The organism is Paraburkholderia phymatum (genome assembly GCF_038900715.1).
GTDB classification, from domain to species: Bacteria; Pseudomonadota; Gammaproteobacteria; order Burkholderiales; family Burkholderiaceae; genus Paraburkholderia; species Paraburkholderia phymatum_A.
Window position 1 is genome coordinate 91,518 of the sequence record NZ_JAYMRZ010000003.1, and the last position, 24,456, is coordinate 115,973.

The window sequence follows — 24,456 nt, forward strand, 5'->3', positions numbered from 1 at the left end:
CAGTCTGCCCTTCGCTCGGGCATTCACGGCATTCACCCTGAGTGCACCTGCAGGTGCACCCAGTCAATCAATCGGGCAACGGTTCCCGCAATGCGGGCAGCGGGCCCGACGAATTGGTCTGTACGCTGACTTCCGCCACCGCCAGCACCTTCGACAGCATGGAATACATTCCCAGAGTCACTGTCAGGTCGACAACCCCCGCGTCGCCGAGCAGCGCCACTGCGTCTGCGAAGGCCGAGTCATCCACCCGCTGCTGTTGCAGTAACTGGACGCAGAAACGATACACGGAATTCTGCGCCGGACTGAGCCCCTCCGGCTTGCGGCCGCCCAGCAAATCGTCGATGACGCTGGCGTCGATGCCCACGGCCAGTCCGCGCCGCACGTGCATGTCCCACTCGTAGCGATCGCAGCCCAGACGCGCGTGGATCAGGATGGCCAGTTCGGCCAGAGGCTCGGGCACGCGCGTCTCGAATCGCAGGTAATGGCTCAGCGGGAGAAAGCACTCGCCCAGCGCCGGGCTTCGCAAGAGCATCGGGAAAGGCCCGGAGGCGCTGGCAGTGGAGAACGCGCGAATGCGTGCCATCAAGGCACGCTGTGGCTCACTCATCTCATCGTCGTTCAGCGCCGGAAAGCGCACTGGGGCCATCACCACGCTCCCGCTTTGCGATGCGGGCAGCAGTCTTCAAGACCAGTCATGTTCTTGCCTCTCATTGTGTCGAAATGCCGGATGCAGGTTCTTCATTCAGCATGAAGACGATGATGCCATCTGCGCCCGGCGCCGCGAAGCCACTTCAGGGTTCTCACCAAGTAAATATTTTTTCGAATATCACTACACTGACAACTATAGCATGCCGATGGCGTATCCAAGGTCCCGACCCATGACGCCTTCGATCAAGATGCAGCTTGAACCTGTTTTTTCTGGAGTGAATTGTGAGCGATAAAAATCGGCCCATTGTAGGCATCATCGGTGTTGGCAAGCTGGGGCTGAGCCTGGCGAGAATCCTTCTCTCAAAGGGCTACGGCGTGATTGGCGCGAGTCTTGAGCATAACGCCGAATTCGAGCGGCTTGGCGCGCGATATGTCGAAGACGCCACCGCCATCGCCACCCAATCGGACATTGCCATCGAATGCGTTGGGTCGGAATCCGCAGCGAGCCACCTGGGGCAGGCTTATCTGGCTGGGGCGGCGGCAGGAAAGGTCTACGTGTCCCTGTCGACATTCCACCCTGACTTCAAGGAGGAGCAGAGCCGGCTGCTCGATGCTGGCGGCGCGGCATACGTCGATGCCACGATCAGCGGCGGGCCTGCACGCCTGGAGGCCGGTGAAGCGACCCTGTTCGTCGGCTGTGACGACAAGACTGTCGTGGACCGGTGCGCGCCCCTGTTTTCCGACATGACCAATCGCTGGTACTACACCGGCGAGGTTGGTTCGGCGTCGAAGCTGAAACTCGTGAACAACGCACTGGGCTTCGTGCACAACGTGGCAGTGGCCGAAGCTCTGGCGCTGGCCGAGAAAATGAAGCTTGACCCCCTGCGGGTCATCGAATTTCTTGCCGGCGGAACCGGCTCGTCAACGGCCCTCACGGTGCGTGGTCCTCTGATGGCGCGTCGCGACTACGGTCCGCCGTCGGGAGACATGGCCGGGGCCGTCGTGGTGCTGGACGTCATGCTTGAGATGGCTCAGAAGCACGATGCGCACATGACGCTCCTCGAGCAGGCCGGAAAGTTCTATCGGCGCGCGCTGGATGAGGGACGGCATGGGCAGGACATTGCACAGGTCTACGAAATGATCAACCCGCGGTGAGCGGCGACAGGAAGCCGAACCCGCACTTACCCGATTAAAAAGTAAAAAGGCGACACTGAAATGCAGTCCACCTACAAGTACGTGACAGCGGCCCTCAAGCGACGAACGACCATCATCAGCCTGGCATTTCTCGTCCCGGCATTCCTCACAGCCTTGTTTTGCTGGCCGTCGCTCGACTGGCGCATTGCTTTGGGCGGCGTCATTCTGTCAGTGATCGCCGGCTTCATCGTCATGGTGTGTTTTGACCTGGTTCAAGTCATTGCCGACACCTTGATGCCTCGCTGATTTGCAACTTCCCACGGGGGACTGAGATGTCCGGAAGTCGAATGTTTGACGTTGTTGTCATTGGAGGCGGCATCGCTGGATCGGTCGCCGCGGTCCGTGCGAGTGAGCTCGGGCTCAGTGTCGCGCTGCTGGAGGCAGGCAAGGAGACCGATTACATGTGCAATTCGCGGATTACCGGCGGCGTATTCCATGTCGGGGTTCAAAACATCCTGGCCGAACCGGAGGTCGCAGCCGGATACATCCGCGCGGCCACTGAAGGCTATTCGCAGCCAGAACTGGCCGAGACACTGGCGCTCAATGCACGGCGTGGCGTGGAATGGCTCAAGACCCAGGGTCTGCGGTTCATCAAGGGCGGGCCGACCCCTGACCTGAACGCCGTGCTCGCCCCGCCGAAGCTGGCGCAGTTCGGCACTCACTGGAAGGGCCGTGGCGGGGACGTCTTGCTGCGGACATTGGGTGAAAAACTGGTGGCGCGCGGGGGTGTGATCCATCTGGGATGCCGGGCGCGGGATCTGCGGATCGAGAACGGGCGCTGCGTGGGAGTGACCGCGACGCTCGACGATGAGACTGTCGAATTCGATGCGGGCGCAGTTGTCATCGCAGACGGGGGATATCAGGCGAACGAGGATCTGCTCCGCCGCGGCATCAGCGCGGCACCGGGCAAGCTGCTGCAGCGCAATGCCGGCACGGGGCGCGGAGATGGCTTGCTGATGGCCGAAAAGGCTGGTGCAAAGCTGGTGGAGCTGACCAGCTTTTACGGACACCTGAATCATCGCGATGCACTGAAGAACGACCGCCTCTGGCCATATCCAATGATCGATATGCTCGCTGTTTCCGGCATTGCCGTGGACGCCTCCGGCAATCGGTTCGCGGACGAAGGCATGGGTGGCGTCTACCTGGCGAACGCAGTTGCCCGGCTGCCCGATCCGCAGGGTGCATGGGCGGTATTCGACGAGGCGGTGTGGAACGGCCCCGGCCGCACTGGTGTGCTGGCGCCGAACGCGTGTCTCGAGCTGGCAGGCGGCGCGCTGCTCTCCGCCAGGAGCATCACGGAACTGGCGAATCAGATGGCGGTGGATCCGCAGCAATTGCAGTCGACCGTCGACGCATTCAACGCCGCCCTGGAAGGGGGACAACTGGCTTCCCTGGCGCCGGCACGGTCCTCGCACAAATTCACGGCGTTCCCCTTGAAGAAGGCGCCTTTTTATGCGGTCCCGGTTTGCGCCGGGATTACGTACACACTCGGCGGCATCGCGACCGATGGCAATGCGCAGGCGCTCCGCGAAGACGGCCAGGCATTCCCGGGGCTCTATGCAGCCGGCGCCTGCACAGGTGGCCTGGAGGGAGGGCCGGCGGTCGGATACACCGGCGGCCTGTCCAAATCCTGCGCGTTCGGGCTGATCGCCGCGGAATCCATCGCAGCGCAGCTGCCGTCTGCGTGAACTGGCTGAGGGCGCGATGTCGAGATTGTCGATTTTGCAGGTTGATGACCTGTCTCCTGCCGCGCGTGACGTCCATGACGAAATCGTGGCGGGCCCACGCGGGAATGTCGAGGGACCGCTCTGGGTGTGGCTGCGCAGCTCGGGCCTGGCACGGGCCGCGAGCGCATTCGGAGCGTTCTGCCGGTTCGAGTCGCGAGTGCCGAGGAAGCTTTCCGAGCTGGCCATTCTGATGATGGGGGCTCACTGGCGCGCCGGATTCGAATGGTTCGTTCATGAGCCCGCCGCCTTGTCGTCCGGCTGGACGCCCGAGCAGGTCGACGCGCTCAAGCAGGGGCTGGAGCCGGGTGGCCTGGCTCCGGAGGAGCGGGTTGTTTTCCGCTTCTGCAAGGAACTGCTCGAGCGCCGCCAGGTGTCCGATCACGCTTACTCGGCGCTGGTCGACACCCAGGGGGAAAGCGTTGCGGTGGAGCTGGTCGGTATCCTCGGCTATTACTCGCTGGTCTCGCTCACATGCGCCGTATTCAAGGTGCCTGTGCCGGGCAACAACCAGGATCCTTTCGCAAGCAATCACTGAGTAACGCGGCCCACGAATTCCCTGGGCCGCGTCTCCTGATGAACTCAGACCACGGTGATGCGGTACATCTCGCGGCGATGGCCGTGGAAGTCATTGTTGGCGTAGTGCCAGACGCGCCGGTTGTCCCAGAAACCCAGCGAGTTGACTTGCCAGCGGAAACGGCAGGTGAACTCGGGGCGCTGCCCCACCTGGAACAGATACTCCAGGATCGGCAGACTTTCCGCGCGCGTCCAGCCTTCGAAATGGGTGGTGTAACCTGGGTTGACGTTGAGCACCTTGCGGCCCGACACCGGATGCGTGATCACGGCCGGATGTACCGCGACCGCGTTCCCCTTGGACATGTCGGTCTCGCGTTCGCTGCCGTAGTTGTTGGCCGCCGTCGCCTGGTTCAGCAGGTGTGCCTGCGCATGCACCGAGCGCAGCCCTTCCAGGGTCTTCTGCAGGCCGGGACTCAGTGCGTCGAAGATCGCCGCGGCATCGCGGAACTGCGTGTCGCCGCCATACGGCGGAATTTCCCTGGCGTAGAGCATCGTTCCAGTGACCGGGTCTTGACGGTAGATCTGGTCGGTATGCCAGATGTCGCCCACGATGCTCTTCTGAGCTGGCTCCTTAACCAGGTGCGCGATTTTGGGATATTCCTTTAGCACTGGCAGGACCTTGCTGGTGCGGATCTCGCCAAAGCGCTCGGCGAAGCCGATGTATTGCTCCGGCGTGAGATGTTGATCGCGGAAGAAGATCACGCCGTACTGGCCGTGGACCTGGACCAGCTCATCGAAAACTTCCGCGGCAAGCGGCTGCGACAGGTCGATGCCGTCGATCTCCGCACCCAGTACGCCTGCGATGGGATTGACCTTGAATGAACTCATGCTGTGTCTCCTTTTATTGGATTGACGGAATATTGACTGACGCGGCGGCGCCTTGCCGCGCAGACGTGGATTTCGCGACGGATTCGGCTGCCAGCCGGCCGGACGTGAAGGCCCATCCCAGCCCATGTCCGTGCCCGCTGATGGTGAAGCCGCCCTGGCCGGCGCCGCCGGCAGCGTAAAGTCCGGGGATGGCCTGGTTGCCTTCGTCCAGCACCCGCAGTTGCGAGTCGACCGTCAAGCCGACCTGGGCCACCATGACCCAGAGCTGCAGAGGTCCAAGGGCATAGAACGGCCCCTGCTCGATCTTCTTGTCCGCAGCCCGATCGGCGTTGGCCCGGTCCACCGAGCGTTCCAGCGCGCCGCGGTCGGCCCCGATGCGGTCGGCCAGCGCGGCGAGGGATTGCTCCTGGAAGAACAGGTCCGGGCGGCCGCGCCGATAGTCCTGCAGAAACGCAAAGGCGACGCCCGGCGCCGTCGAGATGAAATGCGGCCATTGCGAGAATTTGCACGCGAACTTCTCGTCGAAGATGATGTAGCCCTTGCCCTCCGGCTGATCCGGCAGCAGGTAGTTCAAGTCCTTCAGCTCGTCGGAAAAACGCTCGCCGCGCTGGTTCACGACGATTGCGCCCTGCTCGAAAACACCCCGGTCGGGCCCGAGGGTTGTCGTGAGGAAACCCATCAGGAATGGCCGGATCAGGGCTTGCGGCAGCACGCGATAGGCGTTGACCATCATGCGCGTGACGAATGGATGCGGAGGAATCTTGTGCAGCCAGCTCGGCCCCGGCCGCGGGAAGCGGATATGACATGCCAGCTCTGCCGGCATGTCCGGCCGGGAGGCGATCTTCGCACCGATCTCCGCAGCCAGGCGTTGCCCATCCCCGGTGTTGGCCGGGTTATATGGAACCGCCGCGTCGATGGCGGTCTTCATGTGTGTCCGCATCATCTGGCGGTCCCCGCCGATGTCGCCCGAGGCCAGAACCACGCCCCGGACAGCCAGCACAGCCTGGCGTCGGCCCGCCATCTCCACTTCGACGCCCACCACCCGGCCGCCTTCGGACAGGATCCGGCGCATCGGCGCCGAGGTGAGGATCTGTACGCCGAGCCGGCGGAGCTCGCGCTCCAGCAGGTAGACGTAAGCGCGCGAGGTCGGCATGACCTGGTGCAGCCGGTCCGCCTTGTGCGGAGGCTGCGGCAGCGGCGCCAGGAACCGCACGCCGGCCGCCTCCAGGAACGAGACCGTGTCCGCCACGTTCTCCGTCAGCAGCTTGCGTATTTCGGGGTTGTCTCCCAGGTTCATCCCTTGTGCGATTCCCGCAAGGTCTGCCGCGTGGCGCTCAGGCGTGTCGTGGATCTGGCTCGACTTCTGATGATGCCCGCCTGCCGCCATGATGGTACCCACTGAAAGCCCGGTGGTCCCTCCCACCTGCTGCGCCTTCTCCACCAGGATCACCGACAGGCCGAGCTGCCTAGAACGCAGCGCGGCGGCCATGCCGGCACCGCCGCCGCCCACCACCACAACATCCGCGGTCAGGCGGCCGCCCTTATCAACTTGACCCGCAGTCATCACGCTGCCCCTCCGAGTTCGTCGGCGAACCCAGCTGTCAATCCAATCTCGCACAACAACGCTTTCATCTTCCCGCTCCTTATGTCAGTGTACTGAGTGTATTCGACTCTACGTCAACATGGCACGTTTTCACTCCACGTATTTACCCTAAGAGCCCCGGTCAGCGCTCTACGTTTGCAATCTAGTTTGCGGCTGCCGGACACCTCGACCCCTCATATCCAAAAAGACCGTTCTTGCTCGCAAGGACGAGCAGACTAGGTATTATCACTATAGTGATTAATGATTGACAGGGGGCACTTCGGGGCCTTAGGCTGAGCACCATATTCACTACAGTGACAATTGAGTTCCGCAGATGCGGCCCGATGACGATCCCGACTGCGCGGCAACTACCAATTAACTAGAGACATCGCATCGTGAACGAATCCGATCTTGAGGCAGTAAGACGTGCGTGGAGAGACGCCAATCTGGTGCCGTTGTGGGAGAGCCCTACCGCGCACAAGCCCCCTCCCGCCCCCGACGAGGCGCAGCACTGGGCGTGGGACCAGATCCGGCCCCTGCTTGGCGAAGCCATGAAAATCACGTCGCCCGATGTCGTCGAGCGTCGCGTGCTGTCGCTCGTCAATCCCAGGCGGCGCTACGACGATGACGAGGCCACGGCACGCACACTTGCCGCGGCGATGCAGGTTCTGATGCCCGGCGAACGCGCGCGCCCCCATCGCCACACGATGAACGCACTGCGCTTCGTTCTCGAAGGTCAGGGTGCCACGACATTCGTCGATCGCAAGCCCTGTCGGATGGAACGTCACGATCTGATCCTGACGCCTGCATGGACGTGGCATGAGCACGCGCACGAAGGCTCGGAGCCGGTGGTCTGGCTCGATGTCCTGGACGTGCCGCTGCATCTCTGGCTCGGCAACGTCGTATTCCAGCCCGGCCCGATCAATGACGGTCCTCGAACGATTCCCGATCAGGCGTTTGCATGTGCGAACGTACTGCCGGTGCTCGATCAGGAGTACTCAAAGCCCTATTCGCCCGTATATCGCTATCCGTATGCGGACGCTGTGTCTGCTCTCGGCGCCGCTCCCCGGATGTCCGATGGGACGCGTCGTATTCGATACGTCAATCCTTTGAGCGGTCAGGGCGCAATGTCGTTGATGGACATGACCCTCATGGAAATCGAAAAGGGCATCCCGACGATGCTCGCACGCACGAATGCCAACGTCGTGTGCTGCGTCGCGGAGGGTCATGGTGAAACGACTGTCGGCGCCAAAGTCATTCGTTGGTCAGCCAACGATGTGTTCACCGTACCGCAGAACAACTGGACGTCGCATTGCGCGCACTCCGACCACGCTCGCCTGCTCGTCGTCACGGACCGCGACATGCTGAATCGCCTCGGCATCTTGCGCGAAGAAAAGATTCCGTCTCAAGTCTGATCACGAAACATGACCACATCAAAGATTCTCGATACGTCTGTACTCGTCGTTGGTGCTGGCCCGGTGGGGCTCGCTCTGGCGCTCGAACTCGGACGTCGAAACATTTCCTGCATTCTCGTCGAGAAACGCGATGGCCGGACCGACGTTCCCAAGATGAGCGAGGTCTCGACGCGCATCATGGAGTTCTGTCGCCGATGGGGCATCGCCGACGAGGCACGCACTGCCGTCTGGCCGAATGACCCGCCGTCCGATTTTCTCTACGTCGATACGCTGCAAGGCCAGTTGCGCCGCCGCCAGCTCTACAATCCGCCGTCGCGCGAAAAGCATGGCTATTACACGCCCGAACCCGCCGTCCAGTGTCCGCAGATCTTCTTCGATCCGATCCTGGCCAGGCACGCCGCGCAGCAGGAGAGCGTCACGATTCTCTATAAGACTGAACTCGTCGGTTTTGTGGAGCACGCAGACATCATCGTTTCCGAGCTGAAAGATCCTGATGGCCAGCCGGTGAGCGTTCGATCGCGCTATCTGGTTGGCTGTGACGGCGCATCGTCGATCGTTCGCGAGGCACTCGACATTCCGTTAAGCGGGCTGGGCGACGTGGCTCAGTCGGTGAGCCTGTTCTTCGACTCGCCCGAGCTCGTCAGTCTTCATGACAAGGGCTTTGCCCGCAACACTCGACTCATCGATGCGGGCGGATGCTGGGGCGAACTGATTCCGATCGACAGCCGTGGCCTGTGGCGACTGACGATCTTCGACGAGCCCGAATCGGCGCAGGACCCTGACCGTTACATGCGGCGCATGCTCGGTCAGACATTCCCGTACAAGATGCTCAACGTCATGCAGTGGTCGCGCAAGGATTTCGTTGCCGATTCGTACGGTCGCGGTCGTGTTTTCATCGCGGGCGATGCCGCACATCAGGTGTCGCCGACGGGTGGCATCGGCATGGCGACCGGCGTCGAAGAAGCGGTGAACCTTGGATGGAAGATCGCAGCCGTGATTGAGGGCTGGGGCGGCCCCCGTCTGCTGGAGTCCTACGGCATCGAGCGGCGCCCGGTCGCGCAGCGCAATGCCATGACGAGCACACGCACGTATCAGGCGCTGATGGCGATTCCGAAACGGGCCGAGGGCGAGCCCCGAACCACGCATGACGAACGCGTCAACGGCGTTCTGATGGACCTGGATCAGTATGCGACGCCCGACTTCGTAAAGGTGCAGTACACATACGAGGATTCGCCGATCTGCGTCGCCGACGGCACGCCGGCCGATCCGGTGCTCCCCAGGACCTTCACGCCCTCGGCTCGTCCGGGCGCCCGGGCGCCGCATGCATGGCTGACTGGCGATCAGTCGGTCTTCGACGTCTTCGGCGAGGACTTCACGTTGTTGAGACTTGGCAAGTCGGCGCCGGATGGGCCTGACTTCCAGGTGGCAGCGCAAATGCGCAACGTCCGCCTCTCCGTCGTCCACATCGTCAACCCCGATGTGGAGAAACTCTACGAGACGGCACTCGTGCTGATTCGCCCGGACGGACACGTCGCGTGGCGCGGCAGTCATGCCGGCGAGGACGCGCTTGCGATCATCGACCAGATTCGAGGTGCGTAGCCCTGAGAGGCACGCTGCCCTAACCCCATCACTCAACACATGGAGCGCAAATCATGAAACTCGGATGGCTCGATGGGCGGACCTTCGCCGCCTCTCTCGACGGCAGGACGTGGCGCGATGCCACGGGCTTGCTGTCGAAAGTGACGCAGCCCTCGATCTGGGACGGCCCGACTGACTGGACGATCGGCCACCTGCCGGAAATCCGGGATCGCATCGGCGATTCGTTCCACTCGCTGCCCGAACTCGACGTGGGCGCCAATGCGTGCTGGCTGGCACCTGTCGTGCGCCCCGGCAAGGTCATCGGCATCCCCGTCAACTATCAGGATCACATCGACGAGGTAGCCGTCAATCTCGAAACATTCACGACCCGCTACACGGGCGAGATTCGCAAGCAGGGCTATTTTCTCAAAGCGACAAGTTCGGTCGTCGGCGCCGGCGAAGGCGTGGTCGTGCGTTTCCCCGATCGCGAGACTCATCATGAGCTCGAACTCGCGGCCATCATCGGTCGCAAGGGCACCAACATCGGTGTCGACGAAGCGCTGTCGTATATCGCCGGCTATTGCATTGGACTCGACATGGTTGTGCGTGGTCCCGAGGATCGCTCGATGCGCAAGTCTCTCGACACCTATTCGGTTCTCGGTCCATACCTGACGACTGTCGATGAACTGCCGGACGTCTCGGATCTGCACATGACCCTGAGCGTCAATGGCGAACAGCGCCAGTCGTCCTATCCCCGCGACATGATCGTCAACATCGCCGAGCAGATTGCGTGGATCAGCGAGTGCTGCACGCTGTGGCCCGGCGACGTGATCATGACGGGTACGTCCAAGGGGGTGTCGCGCGTGGTCCCCGGCGATGTGATGACGTGCGCTATCGACGGCGTGGGCTCGATGACGGTCAACGTGCGCTGATCCTGGCAAGACAATTTCAACCCGGTTGGAGAAAGACTATGAGTACCCCTCGCTTTAGCTTCGCTTGTTGGGATTACGACCGTGTGCGCGCTCTCATGGACGGCCGTGTCCGCGTCGATGGCGCGGATCTGAACTTTCTGGCGATGGCGCCCGAGGAAACGTTCTTTCGCGCGTTCCGCAACGCCGAATTCGAAATCAGCGAACTGTCCTTGTCCACGACGATGATGACCATGGCGCGCGGCGAGTGCCCGTACACGCCGATTCCCGTGTTCCCTTCGCGCTCGTTCAGGCACTCCGGCATCTATGTGCGCGCCGGCGCCGGCATTGAACGGCCCGAGGATCTGAAGGGCCGTCGCGTAGCGACCCCTGAATATCAGGTGACGGCTGCGATGGTCTCCCGTGGTCTGCTGCAAGACGAATACGGCGTGCGTCCGCAAGACGTTCACTGGATTCAGGCGGGCTTGACGAGCACCGGTCGCGTGGACAAAGTCAACTTCGTTCCGCCTGAAGGCGTGATCATCGAGAAGATCAACGACCGCACGATTCCCGAACTGTTCGAGCGTGGCGAAATCGACGCACTGGTGTCGCCCCGCGCGCCGAAGGGCTTCGACCCGTCCGGCAACGGGCCGATTCGCCGCCTGTTCACCAGCGCGAATGCCGAGGCCGAGTATTTCCGCAAGACGGGTGTGTTCCCGATCATGCATGTGATCGGTATTCGCAATGACGTACTGGCCGACAACCCGTGGCTACCCTCTTCGTTGATGAAGGCGTTCACGCGCGCGAAAGACCTGGCATTGATTGAACTCGAGGAAGCCACGGCATTGAAGGTCGCCATGCCGTTCCTGCCCGCACAGGTCACCGAACTGCATCGGACATTCGGCCCCGACTTCTGGCCTTACGGCCTGGAAGCCAACCGTGCGACGCTTGAAGCATCGGTGCGCTGGTCCTACGAACAAGGCCTGTCGTCGCGCCAGCTCTCTGTCGAAGAACTCTTCGCGCCTCAGTCGCTGACGTCGTTTCAGGTCTGACACGAGATGGAAATGTGAGGAACCGGCACGGGACGATTCGGCCTTCAGGCCGTGACCAAAAAACTATATCCAGCCCGTGCTACACAACTTAGGAGACGAGAATGACACACCTCGCAGGCAACAACCGCTCCGTCGATTTGCAGGATTTTCTCGACGGTCAGCGCTTTTCGCCGCTTCACTGGATAACCTTGATACTTTGCTTCCTGATCATGGCCATTGACGGCTTCGACACAGGATCCATCGGATATATTGCCCCCTCCCTCGTGCAGGAGTGGAAAATACCGCGCGAATCGCTGGGACCCGTGCTGAGCGCCTCATTGTTCGGCCTGGGTATCGGGGCGCTGGTGGCCGGCCCGATCGCCGACCGCATCGGGCGCAAAGTCGTGCTGGTCGGCTCGGTTGTTTTCTTCGGAATCTGGAGTCTGGCTTCCGCACATGCCGGCTCGATCGAATCGCTTGCCTTATTTCGATTCCTCACCGGCCTCGGACTCGGCGCATCCGCGCCCAATGCCGGCACGCTGGTTGCCGAATACGCTCCGGCGCGTGTTCGAAGCCTGGCCGTCAACGCAACGCAGATGGGCTTCGTGACGGGCCTTTCGCTGGGCGGAGTTATATCAAACGAGCTGCTGCCGCAGTTTGGCTGGCAAGGCGTTCTGGTGACGGGGGGGATTCTGCCGCTCGTGCTGTCTGTCGCTTTGATTCTCCTCCTCCCCGAATCGCTGAAGTTCCTGGTCATACGCCAACGCCCGCGAGCACAGACGTCGAAAATCCTGAAGCGGATGAATCTCCGCGACTCATCGGGTAACTACGACTTTGCCGTCAAGAAAGAACCGGCATTGAACACCGGCGCTGCTAACCCCGTTCTGCAACTGTTTTCGCGGAACTATTACGTTGGCACGTTCCTGCTGTGGGTCGGCTACTTTATGTGCCTGGCGGTCTTCTATCTCCTGACAAGCTGGCTTCCCGTATTGTTCAAGACCTCAGGATTCACGCTTCAACAATCCATTCTGACCTCTTCCCTGTTTCATCTCGGGGGAATGCTCGGCGTCGTCGTCGCAGGGTGGTTCATGGATCGGTTCAGGGCTGCAAGAGTGGTCACCGCGCTTTTCGTTCTGACTGCATTCCTCATCATCGGACTTGGACAAAGCCTCGGTCATCCGGCACTTCTTATCGTCATGATCCTCATTACGGGGGCGGCGCTGAGCGGCTCGGTCGGATCGATGGTTGCGGTGGCCGCGTCGTTCTATCCGACGACCAGCCGGGCCACGGGTGTTGCATGGATGTATTCAGTCGGTCGTCTCGGTGCAATCGGCGGCGCATTCGGCGGCGGCATCCTGTTGGCCAATGGATGGAAGCTGGGTGGAATCTTTACTGTCCTCTCAGTCCCACTGGCAGTCACCGCGATCTGCGTATTGATTTTGAGTTCGCACCGCAAGATGTCTTCTTCACAAAGAGCAGCCGACTCCGCAGATCCGTTCACAGCTTGACGTTCGCGCGGGCCACGTCTATCTGACGTGGCCGCTTTTTTTTAAAAGTTTAGAAAATCCAGTGCGATATATCCCTAAACATTTCGTTGGGTGAAAGTTCTCTCGATACGTTTCAGCAATTCAAAAGCAATAAGATAACAATAAGTACTACTAGTTACACAGGAGACATCCATGAAGATGCAACGAAAAAAGACAGGCTGTGCTACCCCGTCGGACAAAAGAATGAGTCCATCGAGGAGACAAAGATTGCGCAAAACGGTTGCAGGCTGTGTTGCCGTAGGCTCAATACTCCCTTGCTTCGCACATGCGCAATCCAGCGTGACGCTATATGGCGTTGTCGACGCGTTCTATGGCTACTTTAGTAACTCGCAAACAAGTATGAGCAGCCTGAATTCCGGCGGTGCGGGCGGCTCGCGCTGGGGTATGAGGGCAAAGGAGGATCTGGGCGGCGGGTTATCCGCAATTGCAGTGCTTGAAAGCGGCTACAACGTCAATAACGGCAAGTCGGGCCAAAGCGGACGACTGTTCGGACGTCAGTCTTATGTTGGCCTCGACAGCCGTTGGGGGGGACTGATTGCGGGCCGCCTGCAGACTCCGGGCTATGACTGGGCTCTCACCTTCGACCCGATCATGATGACAGCCGGTTCAGTACTCGGCTCCCTAACCGGAGAAGAGCCTCGCCCATGGATGTTCAACCCGCTGATCGATCCATCGCGTCAGGACAATACCGTGCAGTACAACTCTCCGGTCTGGCATGGTCTGAGCGGGGCAGCAGCCTATTCGTTCGGGACTACACCGGGTACCGCGACCAACACCACGTACGAGTTCGCAACGCTACGCTATGCTAATGGGCCACTGTTGACAAGCTATGGCTTCGGACATAGCTTGACCAAATCGCCTGGTGCGAACAGCAATACGCTCGAACATGCGTTGGGTGTGAAATACGACCTGAACTGGCTCGCGCTGTACGGAACCTATCAGCTACGCCTGAATGACCCGGGCGCGACCGACAAGGCATGGCAAGTAGGGTTCACCGTACCGACAGGCGTGGCAGGTACATTTCGCTTTTCCTACGGCGGGCTAAGCGACCAGAAGGAAGCGACGCCCGGCAACTGGAGCGTCCGATCGTGGGCGGTCGGCTATACGTACAGTCTCTCGAAATCGACGATGGTGTATACGTTCTTCAAGAAGCTTTACAACGGCGGTATTGCACGCCAGTCGATCTACTATCCGCAAGGCGGATTGCCGCCGTCGGCGAACTACGATGAGAACAATTCGGCTTTTGGTCTCGGAATGGTGACGCGCTTCTGATGCATCAATTGTATGCGATGCATCAACCACGTCCCTCAAGTTCAGTGGGTGACGCTCGGGATTCAGGGCAGTTCCGCAGGCATGTTCCAGGGGAGGAGCGCCTCGTAGTCGTCGGCGTTCTTGCCAGAGGCACCTTCTGGAACAACCAGTGCAGGTGACGCCAGGAATCGGTCCGGTTGAACTTCGCTGTCTGCACCAAGCGTGAGAACTTAAATCGATGGTGCAATGAGCAGGTTCAATGATGTTCAATAGCCCAGGTAAAACGGAGGCAAGGCGGCTTGGCTAGCCTTCGACTGCCGTTTCCTGCAACTGCCAGCGCGTCATGCGGATACCGAGTCGATCGATTGCCCGGTCATGGGGCATCTGAATCGGCACGCACGCAGCCACGACGTCCAGCGTGCCGGGCAGCTGTAGAGTTCAGCAACTGGTGTCGCGGTTTGACAACCATTTCGTGTCGCCTTGACACGCAGACACTTAAATTTCCGACGAACTGTCCCTTTGCGCGGTAAGACAATGCGGATTCGTCACTGCTCGGACTTCGATGGTAGTTGACCCGACTCTATCAGGCGCTGTGCCGACATCGCACCTGCGGTGGCGGCGGCGAACGTCAGCTGTCACTGCGAGCGAACCCACACGCTCGACCCGTTGCCACGTCCACTCATGGACGCTACTGTCCACTTCCCAAGCGAGAGCCGTCGCTCTTCGCAGACCTTGCCTTGCGCTTGCGGGGGCGCTCGCTGGCCTCCGCAAGCGCCTGCCGGACCACGGCCTGCGCGGCCCAGCCACTGGCGGCCAGCGCCTCGTCGATGCTTGCACCGGCGACATCGCGCAGCGACAGCATGGCCTCCGTTCCCATCAGTATGGCCAACGCATGGGCGAGCCGTCGACGCGCAGCCGGTGTCAACTCGTTCTTCAATGCCTCCACGATCGGATCGACATACTGCATGCGCCGCGCAGGCCGCGGCGGTCGCGATTCCGGCGGGTTGTCCAGCCACGCCGACATGAATGAACGCTCCACCGCGTGCAGGCCCACCTCATCGCCGAGCAAAAGCTTGTTCATGGTGCGCGCCGCGCGGGCAGCCACCTCTGCCGGATCGTCGTGTCCGGGACGGCAGAAGCTTTCCAGCGGCGGCACCGCCCGCTCGAACATCGCGTCGCTGATCAGGTCCTCGACCGAGGAGTAATAGCGATAGGCCGTGGCGCGGGACACCATCGCGCGCTCCGCCACCTCCGGGAAGCTGGGCTTGCGGCCACCTTCGCAGAGCGCGAGCGCCGCCTCGATGAGCGCGCGCCGCGTGCGGCGGCGTTGATTGGCGCGGCCTTCGCCGGCCGACGCGGGCCCTGCGTCCCCGCTTGACGTATTGGTTTTCATCGTCTATTAATGAGACTACTGTCTCAACAAAAGATACCGTCTTAGTATAAGTCATTGTCGCACGAAAGAGGAGCATCATGGAGCCGATCCAGAAGGAGCAGTTCGATCGCATGATCGATCGTCATTTCCGCTTCGAGGCAGAAGACGACGTCGAGGGTGTGCTGAGCACGATGGTCCCGGATGTCGAGCATGACGTGGTGGGCTCGCCCACCGGCCCGCTACACGGCCGGCAGCAGGCGCGGACCTTCTACGATGCGCTGTTCGCGGACCTTTCCGGCGAGAAGGTGACTTCGCTGCGCCGCTATTACGGGCCGGACTTCGTCGTCGACGAGAGCCTGTGGGAGGGCACCGCGCCGGGCACGCCCTTCGGAATTTCGGGCGGCGGGCGGCGCCTGAGCTTTCGCCTGCTGCACGTGTTCGACATGGCGCCCGACGGCCTGATCCGGCGCGAGAACGTGTGGATCGATCTCGCTTCGATCATGCAGCAATTGGGCGCCGTCCCGGCCGCTTCGTGACGGCCGCTGATCATCGGGGAGCAATGCCATGACCGACAATGCTCGCAGCCGCGCCTGGCTCCGCGTGGCCGTCGTTTATTTTGCCGCCGCGGTGGCGTTGGGCATCGTGATGGGCGCGTCCGGCGACCATACGCTCACCGCCGTGCATGCGCACCTCAACCTGCTCGGCTGGGTCACGATGGTGCTGTTCGCGCTGATCGGCATGGCCCATCCGGCCATCGCTGAGGGCCGGGTGGCGACCGCACAGTTCTGGCTGCACAACATCGGCGTGCCCGTGATGCTGGGCGCGCTCGCGCTGCGGCTCAAGGGCTACACGGCGGCGGAGCCGGTGATCGGCCTCGCGTCCGTTGTCGTCGGCATCAGCGTGGTGCTGTTCGCCTGGCTGGTGTTCACGCGCATCGGCGCACGGCCGGCCACCGGTAGAGGAAGGGACGCACGAATTCGACTGCCTGTTTCGTGAGCGTCAGGTCGCGACGACGCCCATCGACTTGACCTGCGCGGCCGACATCTCGTCGCGTATCCAGTGGATCGATAGATCAGCGTCACGTTCGTACGCCGGATAGCGCGTCGGCTATCCCGCCGGAACCATGGCACCGGAGCAAGCTGGATGCACACTTTGCCGACATCGTGAACTGCCGGTAATGCGTCGAAGCGGACGTCAATCGCTTGCGACCAAAGGGCACTTCCTGGCCGAAAGCTCGGGTTCCGCGAACGCTCTATAGAGCCGACGTTCGAGTCTCAACGACAACTTTCCGGCGACGTGGATGAACGCGTACTCCCGGCCACAACCTGCCGTTCAGCGAGTGGGGCAACCTGCCATTAGAACGGCTGCATTACCCCGGAACACGACGGCCGAGCTGTGCGCAGAATTCGGCCGTATCTGTCATCAGGTACCGCACCCATCAGGCGGCTACGCAGTCACCTGGCCGACATTTGCAACTTCGGCAGCGGCGAACGCCAGCTTTCACTGCAAGCGAATGCATAGTTGCGACCCGGCGGTCATTCAAATGATCATTTGAGTCTGTGCTGGACACTAAAAGCCCTCTAGCTGATCAAGTCTCCGGCTGGGACGTGCTTTTTGGACCGCAGAGCGGGCGCCGATTTGTCGGGCTTCATTCGGCACAGCCCTCGCTCGTCTAGCTATGGGTGTCGTCAATCGCAAGTTCCTCACGGCATTTGCGTGGGAGCACTATGCTCTTTATCAAATGATGTGCGAGGCCAAACTCGCGAATGGCTACCGGATAGGGTGCGCTGTGCCGATTTGATTCCATGCGCCAGATATTGTCCTTATCGACAGTTCGGCGCGAGGCTTCTTGATACGTCGGCGCATCTTCGCGCGTGGGTGCGCGATGAATTAACTGTTCAAGGAGGCAGCGTCATGAACGAGTTGGCGATTCAGGGATTTCGCGGCAGGCTGATCGGTCCATCAGACGAGGACTATGATGAGGCGCGAGCGCTGTACAACGGCATGATCGATAAGCGGCCCAAGGTGATCGCGCGCTGCACCGATGCCGCCGACGTGATAGCGGCGGTCAACTATGCGCGCGAAAACGAACTGCTTCTCGCAATCCGCGGAGGCGGACACAACGGCCCTGGTCTGGGTAGTTGCGAGGGTGGGCTGGTCATTGATCTGTCCCAGTTGCGTAGCGTGCGTGTCGACCCTGCGAGCCGCACCGTGCGACTCGATCCGGGCTGCACTGCAGCGGATGTCGATCACGCAACCCACGCATTCGGCCTCGCGGTACCGCTGGGCATCGTCGGTAGCACGGGCGTCGCAGGTCTGACTTTGGGCGGAGGAACCGGCTACCTCACGCGCAAGCATGGCCTCACCATCGATAATTTGCTGGAGGTGGATGTAGTGCTGGCTGACGGCTCTTTCGTCACCGCTAACAAGGATCAGCACATTGACCTCTTCTGGGCAGTGCGCGGTGGCGGCGGTAACTTCGGCGTGGTCACAAGCTTTCTGTTCCAGGCCCACCCGGCCAAAATGGTGTTCGCCGGTCCGATCTTCTGGGACGCCCGGGAAGCCAGGCAAGTTATGGCGACGTACCGCGACTTCATCCCAGACGCCCCTGAAGAACTCGGCCTCTTTGTCGGCCTCAAAACCGTGCCTCCAACCGATCCATTCCCCAGGGAGCACTGGAACAAGCGCGCGTGTGCTCTGATCGGTGCTTTCAATGGGCCGATCGAAGAGGGCAATAAGCTCATGGCCTCGCTGCTCGAAAAACTGCCCGCTCCGCTGTTCAACTGGATGGGCGAGATGCCGTGGACTGCCATCAACAGTCTGTTCGACCCCTTCTTTCCTAAAGGCTTGCAGTGGTACTGGAAGGGGGACTTTGTCAAGGCGCTGCCTGACGAGGCGATCGATGTGCACATCGCCAACGCGCTCGAGGCACCCACTCCTTTCTGCCTGATGCACCTTTATCCCATCGATGGGGCCGTTCGGCGGGTCGCCAGGGATGCCACGCCGTGGAGCGCGCGGGACGCGTCTTTTTCAATGGTCATTGCGGCGATCAGCCCGGAGCCCAAGGACGCCGAGGCACTCAAGACGTGGGGCCGTGCCTACTGGGAGGCCGTCCACCCGTTCAATCTGGAAGGCGCCTACGTCAACTTCATGGACGCCGACGAGGCCGGGAACCGAGTCGAACTGAGCTACGGCGGGAACTACACGCGCCTTGCCTCGATCAAGGCGAAGTACGATCCCAATAACCTCTTTCGAGTCAATCAGAACATTAGCCCGAAAGCGTGAACGTACGCGCGCGGCCTCGCCCGCTCGCGCCGCGTAGTGGTGTTCAGTGGAAACATGCGGCCGATATTGCCATCGTCGTCGCCGGTTGACTTACTGGTGCCGCGCGCGTTTGAAGGGCATCTACGTCGCGCCGAATCTGATCGGCGCGACGAGCGGGTCAAATCAGCGTTTGGATTTTTGCACGAGAATCTTACAAAGGTCCACGTGACGGCGGCGAGCAAAAAATGAAATGTTTTAGCACCCTCGCACTCACAGGATCGCGAGGAAATGGTTTCGCTGCCGAGCATGGGGTATGGAGTCGACAGCGGTACTCGATGGTACGCTGGGCTCCCCTTCGATATCGTGGGTGCTCCCCTCGCATCGCCCGCCAAAACACAGATTTCAACCGGCCTGCACTCGTCCGGCCTCCGCCCGGCGTCTATGCTTGAACGGCGCATTCGCACAATATGACCAAGGAGGCGCGTCATGAAACCCGTGCTATGTGTCGTCATCCTCAGTATGCTGTTCGGGGTCGAGCTGGCGCACGCGGCCTGCCCCAACGACGCCGTTTTCCTCATTCTCGGTGATCAGATTCGCGGGTACTCGTTGCGCGCGAACGGTGCCACCGAGCCCTGCCAGGTGCTGCAAGGGCCGCTCACCACCCTTATGACCGCTGGCGCGACGGTGATCGACCGGAAGAAGTCTTTTCACGTCGCGCAGTTTCTCACCAGCAGCACTGTCGACATCTTTCCGCGGAAGGCCGAGGGAAATCAGGCGCCCAGTCGCGCATTCATGTTGACGTTTACAAATGATCTGCTCAGCATCGCGGTGGATTCCCACCTCAACGACTTCGTCCTGAGCATTCGCCCCTCCGAGGCAGGTGTATACGTTGTTCCCAACAACAGTTCCGGACCGCTGGCCATTTCGATGCACATTACCGATCCGAATATGAGCCAGTACGAGAGCGTTGCGATTGACAGCGACGACAATCTGCTGATTGCGGGTTACGACATACAGGGGACTGCGATCATCGACACGTTTGGCACGAGCCGGAGCATGACCTCCCCGCCTCTTCTGCGCAGCCTCACGGGTCCCAAAACCGGCCTGTTTTCCGGCCGCGGGATTTTTTTCTCACGGAACGACATGACGATCGCCGTCGATCCTCGTACGGACGAATTATTCGTCTACAACACGTCGACGGATCTGACGCAAAGCCAGGTGAGCGTTTTTGTCGCCAAGGCGAACGGCGACGTGCCACCGGTCCGGACAATCAGCGGTCCAGCCACGGGAATGACTAACAATGGTTTGCCGGGAAACAAGATCGCCGTCTCCTCGGACGGTCGGCTCTTCGTTGCCGAGCCGAACCTGCGCATTCTCGCGTTCGCGCCAGGCGCAAGAGGCAATGCGGCACCCTCTCAGATCATCGAGGATTCCACTGCCGGTCCTACCGCCCAGGGAGGGATTGCGGTCCGCTCAGAAGGAAGCAGGCAACCGAATGAAAATGACGACGCTCAATAAAACGGATAAAGCCGGTGGCAAATAATTCGATCGAACGCAGCAGCCGCAGGATCCGATGACTTCGGACGAAGGCGCTTCGGTCGTCGCTCCGGCTCATGCCGGCGGACATGCGGGTTTGTTTGCCACACAGCGCGAGCAAGTAGAGGGGTGTCAGCTGGCGTTTTGCTCACTCACACGAAAGAAAGTGAAGTCCAGTAACCTCCGCGTCGAGGCAGGATGACGCTGAGCGTATGCTGTTGACGCTTGCTTTCAACGGCCGATAGCCAATCGAGAGCCGTCGCCTTCGGCCGATGCATCGAACGGCCGAGAAGGGTCGCTATGCAGAGGTTTACATAGCGACCCCTATGCTCAGGTCGCAACTATGCACAGATGGTCATCGTGGGTGCCGCCAGCCCCTTGCGTGGTGCGGTCGCGGCTGGCGGAAGCCTACGCATAGTTACAGCGTCTGCAGGAACCGAATCAGCGAGTCCGATGCCTGATACCGGCGAATCCTGGCGTCGGGCGCTTCCAGTCGACCGAGCGCTTTCTCCTTCATCGCGAGATCTGCTTCGACGTAGCGATGGGTTGTCATCGGGCTCTCGTGACCGAGCCACAAGGCGATCACGTTGAACGCAACGCCCGCCTGCAACAGGTGCATCGCAGTTGTATGCCGCCTATCTCGTTGAAGAGATAGGAGGCACTATCTTCCCTGCCGGACTATGTCGGGCGATATCGATGAGAGTTCATATTGGCCCAAGGATTGCGCGCCTCAGAACAGAAGCATCGCCCCGATCACCCAACATAGTTTCGTGACCCTACAGGCTATTCAGAAAGCCGAGCAGTTGGTCTGTCGGGCGGAAGCGCCCCGCCTTGCCGCGTAGCGGCGACATCTTCGCAAGGGCCTGCTCCTTCATTGCAAGCGTCGCCTCGAGATAGATCTGCGTTGTTTCTACCGATTCGTGCCCGAGCCACAACGCAATCACTGAGCGAGGAACGCCCGATTGAAGAAGGTCCATAGCCACCGTATGCCTCAAGCAGTGGACAGTGATCCGCTTCTTGTTCAAGGAGGGACACACTCTTGAGGCCGCTTCTCGATGTTTGTTTAGCAGATACTGCACGCCGTGAACACTGAGACGTCCTCCCCTGGCGTTCGGAAACAGCACATCACCATCACCGCGCTGCGGCTCATGCAACCAGGATTTCAATACGGCTCGCGTAGACCTCGTGACCGGCGTGCAGCGTTCCTTACGGCCCTTGCCGATTACGCGCACATGAGCGCCGGCACCCAGAACAAGGTCCTCGCGTTTGAGTCCGGTCATCTCGGATAAACGCAGGCCGGTCTGCGCAGCCACCAGCAGGAAGGCATGATCGCGTCGGCCGGACCAGGTACGTTGATCTGGCGCGGCAAGGAGTGCGTCGACCTCCGGACGGGTCAGGAAGTTGACGAGCGTGCGGGTGAAGCGCTTGCTGGGAATGGCAAGCACGCGCTGAATCTGTGCGGAATGCTCCGGGGCTTCGAGTGCTGCGTACCGGAAGAACGAGTGAATTGCCGTGAGGCGGAGATTGCGGCTGCGAACGCTTACGTCATGGTGCTTCTCCAGGTCGTCCAGAAACGCCGCGACCAACGGGGCGTCAATCTCCTTGAAGTCCATACCTGACGGCGGCTTATGCAGGCGTTGCTCGGCGAACTTCAGAAACTGGCGGAAGGTGTCTCGATACGAGATGATGGTGTGAGGACTGGCCTGCCGCTGCTGCATCAGGCGCTGTATAAAGAACCGTTCCAGAAGGGAAGCAAAGCTGGCAGACGTGTTCATGAGCGGTTCTCCCAATGCCGCTCGAGTCGGCGCATCGACTCGCGCATGAGTTCCGGCGAAGCGTTGAGGTACCACTGCGTATCGGCCACATGGACATGACCGAGGTAGGCCGACAGGATGGGCAGACGACGCTCGGGGTCCTGTCCGGACCGGTACCAATGTAAAAGCGTTCTCGTCGCAAAGACGTGCCTCATGTCATGCAGCCGTGGCCCGTGACTGTCGAATTCGCCGCGCAGCCCAATCTGGCGGGAGAGTCGATAAAAGGCGCGATGAATCTCGCTGTTGTCCAGCCGGTTTCCCCTGTTGGAAACGAACACGTAGGATGACACGGTTCGCCCGGTCCAAAGACATTCCCGGCGTGCAATGTAGGCGGCCAATACCTTGCAGGTCGAAGCATGTAAAGGCACGAGTCTCGACTTGCCGAACTTGGTGCCGCGAATCGTCAATATTCCTGTCGTCAGATCGACGTCTTCAAGCTCAAGGTTTCTGACTTCACCCAGACGCATACCCGTTACGCTGAGGAGCCCGAACAGGCAATGATACGTCCATGGCTGCAGTTCATCCCGTTCGAACCTGCATGGCATATGAAGTGCTGCGTCCAGCAGCGCTCGGATCTCGCTGTCCGAATATAGATATGGTCGTGCCCGCGTCGGCCGAAACGGAAGTAGGCCCTGTGCTGGGATCTGGGTGCGTGGATCGGTTGCACTGCGATAGCGCGCGAACAAACGGATAAAGCCCAGCCTCTGTGCCCAGCTTGCGGGTCGCTGGTGTGATGGTTGTTGAGCCCATTCGAGAGCGAGCGATTGCGTGATGTACGAGGCGCGGCGTCGTCCCAAGAACGCGACAAAGTCGCGCAATCCCTTCTCTGCCTCATTCAGCTTGAATCCCAGGGCTCGTCTCACGGTAACGTACTCCTCGACCGCTTGCCGAAGCGTGTTCATCGCACACCTCCCGGCCATGGCACGGCCAGCGTACGCAGCGCTTTGATATCGACCTTCGTGTAGATCCTCGTGGTCTGTGGGTGCCTGTGTCCAAGGAGTTCGCCGATCTCGCCGAGCGACGCACCGTGGTACAGCATCTCGGTGGCCAATCCGTGGCGAAATTGGTGTGCTCCCATAGTCGGCGCATCAATGCCAGCGCGCTGGAGCGAATGACGCACAACGGAGCCGACCGCACAAGCGCTCCGAAAACCAGTGAACGGAGCCCTTGAGCGCAAGAATACCCGCCGACAGGGGCCGGGCGGTCGATCACGACTCAGATATGCAGCGATCGCTCTACCGACGTCAGGGGGCAAGGGCAACTCGTTGCGCAGCCCGCTGTTGTTGCGAACAGTCAGGCATCCCTTGGTCCAGTCGATGTCGCTGAGTTCGAGGAACGCTACTTCTCTCGACCGCAATCCAAGTCTGGCAAGCAGGAGCAAAATGGCATAGTCGCGACGACCAACCGCGCTTCGTCGATCGATGTTTGCAAGCAATCGTCGGGTTTGAACCGGTGCAATCGCGCGGGGAATCGCAGGCATCGACCAGTTGGCTACAACAGGAACAGCTGCGGCGAGATCGAGCGCCACGTCGCCCCGATAGCTCGCATAGCGCAAAAAGGATCTCAGCCCAGCGGTCATGAGCTTCGCTCGCTTCGGGTGCAAACGTGGTGCCTGACGTCGTACGAATCTCACGATATCGATCGCGCGCAAACGGGAAAGCGAGACCGGTTGGTTGCCGAAGCAGTCCTCCAGGAAACTGCGGACAAAGGGCACGTAGTTGCGAATGGTCGCTTCGGTCAGGGCGCGCGCTTCGCGCAAGTACGCTACGTAGTCCTCTATACTTCACTCAATAGGCGACAGTTGGGAAGCCGGCACCTTCTCAGCGGGAATCAACTGCCTGCTGCGTAGAAATTCCATGAGATGTCCGAGCGCGGCGCGATCTCCGCGGCACAGTCGAACGATTCGTGCGCGATGTCGCAAATACCGTGTTGCATGGTCAGTGCAGATGTGGTGTATTCCGATACCTTTGTGTGCAAGCCATCTGCTGAAGTCGGCTGCAATGCGCACTTGTCGATGCAGGGAATACGCACAGTATCCCTGATCACTCAGCGCTCTTGCAAACAAGACGAGAGGCGCCGCAAGTGGCCCTTCAGGTGGTCGTGAAAGGACCGCCCGATCATGGATCACGTACTTCACGTTGAGCTCCTTCCCCGATGTTGGGGTGCAGCGGAAAGGAGCCTCAGACTA

At 60.8% G+C, this 24,456-nt stretch carries 21 protein-coding genes and 1 pseudogene; 14 read left to right on the top strand and 8 right to left on the bottom strand.

Going from position 1 to position 24,456, the window contains the following annotated elements:
• Positions 1-67: 67 nt before the first annotated feature.
• On the bottom strand, positions 68-646 hold the full coding sequence (locus VSR68_RS06780) for a hypothetical protein (protein ID WP_342939083.1): 579 nt from the start codon (positions 644-646) through the stop codon (positions 68-70).
• 284 nt (positions 647-930) lie between these two features.
• Between VSR68_RS06780 and VSR68_RS06785 the strand changes: the two genes are divergently transcribed.
• Genes VSR68_RS06785 through VSR68_RS06800 form a run of 4 tightly spaced genes read left to right on the top strand, consistent with a single transcriptional unit; the run spans position 931 to position 4,104 of the window.
• Entirely contained in the window at positions 931-1,803 is an 873-nt protein-coding gene (locus VSR68_RS06785) for an NAD(P)-dependent oxidoreductase (RefSeq protein ID WP_342939084.1), read from the top strand.
• Between the two features lie 60 nt (positions 1,804-1,863).
• Positions 1,864-2,088 (top strand): hypothetical protein, encoded by a 225-nt coding sequence (locus VSR68_RS06790; RefSeq protein ID WP_342939085.1) that lies wholly within the window; start codon positions 1,864-1,866, stop codon positions 2,086-2,088.
• Positions 2,089-2,129: 41 nt separating this feature from the next.
• Positions 2,130-3,530, top strand: a complete 1,401-nt coding sequence (locus VSR68_RS06795) for an FAD-dependent oxidoreductase (protein ID WP_342939086.1) — start codon at positions 2,130-2,132, stop codon at positions 3,528-3,530.
• Positions 3,531-3,546: 16 nt separating this feature from the next.
• On the top strand, positions 3,547-4,104 hold the full coding sequence (locus tag VSR68_RS06800) for a carboxymuconolactone decarboxylase family protein (protein WP_342939087.1): 558 nt from the start codon (positions 3,547-3,549) through the stop codon (positions 4,102-4,104).
• Between the two features lie 44 nt (positions 4,105-4,148).
• On the opposite strand, the gene VSR68_RS06805 is transcribed toward VSR68_RS06800, so the two are convergent.
• Together VSR68_RS06805 and VSR68_RS06810 are read right to left on the bottom strand one after the other, a co-directional pair.
• Positions 4,149-4,970 carry a TauD/TfdA dioxygenase family protein gene (locus tag VSR68_RS06805; RefSeq protein ID WP_342939088.1) on the bottom strand — a complete coding sequence of 274 codons (822 nt, stop codon included), beginning with the start codon at positions 4,968-4,970 and terminating at the stop codon, positions 4,149-4,151.
• A gap of 13 nt (positions 4,971-4,983) precedes the next feature.
• Entirely contained in the window at positions 4,984-6,534 is a 1,551-nt protein-coding gene (locus tag VSR68_RS06810; RefSeq protein WP_342939089.1) for an FAD-dependent oxidoreductase, read from the bottom strand.
• 413 nt (positions 6,535-6,947) lie between these two features.
• Between VSR68_RS06810 and VSR68_RS06815 the strand changes: the two genes are divergently transcribed.
• The 6 genes from VSR68_RS06815 to VSR68_RS06840 all read left to right on the top strand — a co-directional run bounded on the left by VSR68_RS06815 (position 6,948) and on the right by VSR68_RS06840 (position 14,303).
• Complete coding sequence (locus tag VSR68_RS06815) at positions 6,948-7,967, top strand: cupin domain-containing protein (RefSeq protein ID WP_342939090.1); 1,020 nt, start codon at positions 6,948-6,950, stop codon at positions 7,965-7,967.
• Between the two features lie 9 nt (positions 7,968-7,976).
• A complete protein-coding gene (locus VSR68_RS06820) occupies positions 7,977-9,566 on the top strand; it encodes an FAD-dependent monooxygenase (RefSeq protein ID WP_342939091.1) in 1,590 nt (529 codons plus the stop codon).
• A 53-nt stretch (positions 9,567-9,619) separates the two neighbouring features.
• Positions 9,620-10,477: a fumarylacetoacetate hydrolase family protein gene (locus VSR68_RS06825; protein ID WP_342939092.1), complete on the top strand. Its 858-nt coding sequence runs from the start codon at positions 9,620-9,622 to the stop codon at positions 10,475-10,477.
• Positions 10,478-10,707: 230 nt separating this feature from the next.
• Positions 10,708-11,505: an ABC transporter substrate-binding protein gene (locus VSR68_RS06830; RefSeq protein WP_342939424.1), complete on the top strand. Its 798-nt coding sequence runs from the start codon at positions 10,708-10,710 to the stop codon at positions 11,503-11,505.
• 101 nt (positions 11,506-11,606) lie between these two features.
• A complete protein-coding gene (locus tag VSR68_RS06835) occupies positions 11,607-12,992 on the top strand; it encodes an MFS transporter (protein WP_342939093.1) in 1,386 nt (461 codons plus the stop codon).
• Between the two features lie 222 nt (positions 12,993-13,214).
• Positions 13,215-14,303 (top strand): porin, encoded by a 1,089-nt coding sequence (locus VSR68_RS06840; RefSeq protein ID WP_342939425.1) that lies wholly within the window; start codon positions 13,215-13,217, stop codon positions 14,301-14,303.
• 667 nt (positions 14,304-14,970) lie between these two features.
• Here VSR68_RS06840 and VSR68_RS06845 read toward each other — a convergent pair.
• A complete protein-coding gene (locus tag VSR68_RS06845; RefSeq protein ID WP_342939094.1) occupies positions 14,971-15,675 on the bottom strand; it encodes a TetR/AcrR family transcriptional regulator in 705 nt (234 codons plus the stop codon).
• A gap of 77 nt (positions 15,676-15,752) precedes the next feature.
• Between VSR68_RS06845 and VSR68_RS06850 the strand changes: the two genes are divergently transcribed.
• The 4 genes from VSR68_RS06850 to VSR68_RS06865 all read left to right on the top strand — a co-directional run bounded on the left by VSR68_RS06850 (position 15,753) and on the right by VSR68_RS06865 (position 20,436).
• Positions 15,753-16,190, top strand: coding sequence for an ester cyclase (locus tag VSR68_RS06850; RefSeq protein ID WP_342939095.1), 438 nt, complete (start codon positions 15,753-15,755; stop codon positions 16,188-16,190).
• 28 nt (positions 16,191-16,218) lie between these two features.
• Complete coding sequence (locus tag VSR68_RS06855) at positions 16,219-16,650, top strand: hypothetical protein (RefSeq protein ID WP_342939096.1); 432 nt, start codon at positions 16,219-16,221, stop codon at positions 16,648-16,650.
• A gap of 918 nt (positions 16,651-17,568) precedes the next feature.
• Positions 17,569-18,939, top strand: a complete 1,371-nt coding sequence (locus VSR68_RS06860; RefSeq protein WP_342939097.1) for an FAD-binding oxidoreductase — start codon at positions 17,569-17,571, stop codon at positions 18,937-18,939.
• A 465-nt stretch (positions 18,940-19,404) separates the two neighbouring features.
• Positions 19,405-20,436: a hypothetical protein gene (locus VSR68_RS06865; protein WP_342939098.1), complete on the top strand. Its 1,032-nt coding sequence runs from the start codon at positions 19,405-19,407 to the stop codon at positions 20,434-20,436.
• A gap of 436 nt (positions 20,437-20,872) precedes the next feature.
• Here the strand turns inward: VSR68_RS06865 and VSR68_RS06870 are convergent.
• From VSR68_RS06870 to VSR68_RS06885, 4 genes and pseudogenes are all read right to left on the bottom strand, one after another.
• Positions 20,873-21,088: pseudogene (locus VSR68_RS06870) on the bottom strand (integrase); the annotation flags it as partial.
• 142 nt (positions 21,089-21,230) lie between these two features.
• Complete coding sequence (locus VSR68_RS06875; protein WP_087739472.1) at positions 21,231-22,229, bottom strand: tyrosine-type recombinase/integrase; 999 nt, start codon at positions 22,227-22,229, stop codon at positions 21,231-21,233.
• A complete protein-coding gene (locus VSR68_RS06880; RefSeq protein WP_342939099.1) occupies positions 22,226-23,170 on the bottom strand; it encodes a tyrosine-type recombinase/integrase in 945 nt (314 codons plus the stop codon). Before VSR68_RS06880 ends, VSR68_RS06875 begins: the two co-directional genes overlap by 4 nt.
• The gene (locus tag VSR68_RS06885) at positions 23,167-24,048 is read right to left on the bottom strand and encodes a tyrosine-type recombinase/integrase (protein ID WP_342939426.1); all 882 of its coding nucleotides are present in this window, start codon (positions 24,046-24,048) and stop codon (positions 23,167-23,169) included. The genes VSR68_RS06880 and VSR68_RS06885 overlap by 4 nt, the downstream gene beginning before the upstream one ends.
• Positions 24,049-24,456 lie beyond the last annotated feature (408 nt).

Bases quoted from the DNA above. Each gene is read 5' to 3' on its own strand.
- VSR68_RS06780 (WP_342939083.1), bottom strand. From the start codon at position 646: ATGGCCCCAGTGCGCTTTCCGGCGCTGAACGACGATGAGATGAGTGAG.
- VSR68_RS06790 (WP_342939085.1), top strand. From the start codon at position 1,864: ATGCAGTCCACCTACAAGTACGTGACAGCGGCCCTCAAGCGACGAACG.
- VSR68_RS06795 (WP_342939086.1), top strand. From the start codon at position 2,130: ATGTTTGACGTTGTTGTCATTGGAGGCGGCATCGCTGGATCGGTCGCC.
- VSR68_RS06800 (WP_342939087.1), top strand. From the start codon at position 3,547: ATGTCGAGATTGTCGATTTTGCAGGTTGATGACCTGTCTCCTGCCGCG.
- VSR68_RS06805 (WP_342939088.1), bottom strand. From the start codon at position 4,970: ATGAGTTCATTCAAGGTCAATCCCATCGCAGGCGTACTGGGTGCGGAG.
- VSR68_RS06810 (WP_342939089.1), bottom strand. From the start codon at position 6,534: ATGACTGCGGGTCAAGTTGATAAGGGCGGCCGCCTGACCGCGGATGTT.
- VSR68_RS06820 (WP_342939091.1), top strand. From the start codon at position 7,977: ATGACCACATCAAAGATTCTCGATACGTCTGTACTCGTCGTTGGTGCT.
- VSR68_RS06825 (WP_342939092.1), top strand. From the start codon at position 9,620: ATGAAACTCGGATGGCTCGATGGGCGGACCTTCGCCGCCTCTCTCGAC.
- VSR68_RS06830 (WP_342939424.1), top strand. From the start codon at position 10,708: ATGGCGCGCGGCGAGTGCCCGTACACGCCGATTCCCGTGTTCCCTTCG.
- VSR68_RS06835 (WP_342939093.1), top strand. From the start codon at position 11,607: ATGACACACCTCGCAGGCAACAACCGCTCCGTCGATTTGCAGGATTTT.
- VSR68_RS06840 (WP_342939425.1), top strand. From the start codon at position 13,215: ATGAGTCCATCGAGGAGACAAAGATTGCGCAAAACGGTTGCAGGCTGT.
- VSR68_RS06845 (WP_342939094.1), bottom strand. From the start codon at position 15,675: ATGAAAACCAATACGTCAAGCGGGGACGCAGGGCCCGCGTCGGCCGGC.
- VSR68_RS06850 (WP_342939095.1), top strand. From the start codon at position 15,753: ATGGAGCCGATCCAGAAGGAGCAGTTCGATCGCATGATCGATCGTCAT.
- VSR68_RS06855 (WP_342939096.1), top strand. From the start codon at position 16,219: ATGACCGACAATGCTCGCAGCCGCGCCTGGCTCCGCGTGGCCGTCGTT.
- VSR68_RS06860 (WP_342939097.1), top strand. From the start codon at position 17,569: ATGAACGAGTTGGCGATTCAGGGATTTCGCGGCAGGCTGATCGGTCCA.
- VSR68_RS06865 (WP_342939098.1), top strand. From the start codon at position 19,405: ATGAAACCCGTGCTATGTGTCGTCATCCTCAGTATGCTGTTCGGGGTC.
- VSR68_RS06875 (WP_087739472.1), bottom strand. From the start codon at position 22,229: ATGAACACGTCTGCCAGCTTTGCTTCCCTTCTGGAACGGTTCTTTATA.
- VSR68_RS06880 (WP_342939099.1), bottom strand. From the start codon at position 23,170: ATGAACACGCTTCGGCAAGCGGTCGAGGAGTACGTTACCGTGAGACGA.